Origin of the sequence: Vibrio sp. 10N.237.312.B06 (assembly GCF_041464685.1) — a bacterium.
Classification (GTDB): domain Bacteria; phylum Pseudomonadota; class Gammaproteobacteria; order Enterobacterales; family Vibrionaceae; genus Vibrio; species Vibrio tasmaniensis_A.
In genome coordinates this window covers 1-1,666 of the sequence record NZ_JBFSPI010000191.1, presented here as the reverse complement: position 1 = coordinate 1,666, position 1,666 = coordinate 1, and the positions used below count along the sequence as shown (strand labels likewise).

The window sequence follows — 1,666 nt, the reverse complement described above, 5'->3', positions numbered from 1 at the left end:
CAGTTAAGCACAGCGAACCACTCAACATAATTTAGACCCATAATACGCACTAAGATGTGCGTAAAATCTGAGATTATTCAGTACCTTAGCAATTGCAGATTTTGCGTACACGCGTGCTATAGACGCTTGAAATTCAAAATGTTTCCACATAAATACGATCATTAATTAGTTTTCGTCCTTCAATTTTGCGTTATACCTAGTTTTCGTCACTGTTCTTTTTTCCGGTTTGACGACAAGTTTCATCGAATTCACCGATGGACATCGTGTTTTGTCATCGAAAAAAGAATTCGACGGATGTTTGATAACTTGAAGGAGATCACATGCTCACTCCCCGTTTTGCCGATCTATTGAATCGCTACTTCGACGACATTCATGAAGCCGCCGCGTATTTTTACGTTCAACCGATCACGATCAAGCGTTGGCTGTCTGGCGCGGTCCCGGTCAATCCACTGGCCGAAAAATTGATGAACATTCACGCCCGTGGCTACTTACCGTTGGATCATCGCTGGAACGGATTTCGAATCAACGTTGACCGTGCGATCCTCATTACCCCCGAAGATCGGGAATTCAATCCCAAGGAATTGCTCAGTTTTGCGTACTGGCGTGTGACGAGCACCGGCAACTGGTTGAGCGCCACGGCAAAATTGAGTCCCCGAAATACTATCCGGCTAAAGAGCATCCCTTGCCATTTCGTGGCGGTCGTCGCATGCCGCCTAAGCCCTGGATCCCGGCCAAATTCAAATAATGGTGCCATTCAGAGCAACAACCCTCGAGATAAGCTTCTTTAATCTAGGAACGTAAAACGTCATGACAACGATAATAGCCAGCCCGAACATTTTCATCGCGGGTGACGCCATGTGGACTAGCCAAGTCAGCGGTTTGGAAGTCGACTGTGAGACGCGCAAACATATCGTGTGTCTCGAGCAAGTGATCTTTTTTTCGGGTGATGAGCACCCTATTATCCTCGCGCAAGCCGTGCTTCTGGCCCTCATTTCTGACGAGGAATACATTCAATTAGCCCAAGCGCTCGACGAACGCGATGAGATTGGCTTGATTGCGGTAACGGAAAACACCGGTGCGCTGATAGACATGCCCATCGGCAACAACGCGACCACCGGAGAGCTGGTGTTTACTGGCTCTGGTGGCTTCCATGCGGCCACGTTTTATCAAGATCTCGACAGATTATCTTGCCTGTTAACAAGAATAGATACAGCGATGACGATGGCGTTCCACGTCGACGAGCAATCCGGCAACGGGATCCACAAGAAGGTGTGGCCTCAGCGCTACGACAACTTGTGTTATACTGACACCAGTTACCGAGAATACATCGGGGCTAAAATTGAAGAATATCACGAGTTCATCGCCGAATGGGCCTTAATGGAGGGCGACAACATGGCAGCACAACTTCCCCGCTCTACAAATCGCACAGCGCCGGCACCAAACGCGCCCAAAGCGACCCCAGAGCGCATGAAAGCAATACTCGACGCGATAAGAAAAAACCAGAAGAAACAAACTGAGAAACAAGAAGAAAGTGCCTAAAACAGAGGCGCCTGAACAGTACGTAGGTCATGTTCAGGCGCTTGTTATGTGACCTAATTAAACATTGATAACCCCCCAGCTCTGCTGGGGTGACTCGCATAGGTTTGACCGTGACAACGGTATGTGT

At 48.5% G+C, this 1,666-nt stretch carries 1 protein-coding gene and 1 pseudogene; both read left to right on the top strand.

Going from position 1 to position 1,666, the window contains the following annotated elements; genetic code table 11:
* Positions 1-320 precede the first annotated feature (320 nt).
* Positions 321-745 (top strand): annotated as a pseudogene (locus AB6C75_RS23455) (phage protein).
* A 62-nt stretch (positions 746-807) separates the two neighbouring features.
* Positions 808-1,539: a hypothetical protein gene (locus AB6C75_RS23450; protein ID WP_017102028.1), complete on the top strand. Its 732-nt coding sequence runs from the start codon at positions 808-810 to the stop codon at positions 1,537-1,539.
* Positions 1,540-1,666: the final 127 nt, after the last annotated feature.

Excerpts from the sequence above, each read along its gene's own strand:
- AB6C75_RS23450 (WP_017102028.1), top strand. The coding sequence starts at position 808 with ATGACAACGATAATAGCCAGCCCGAACATTTTCATCGCGGGTGACGCC.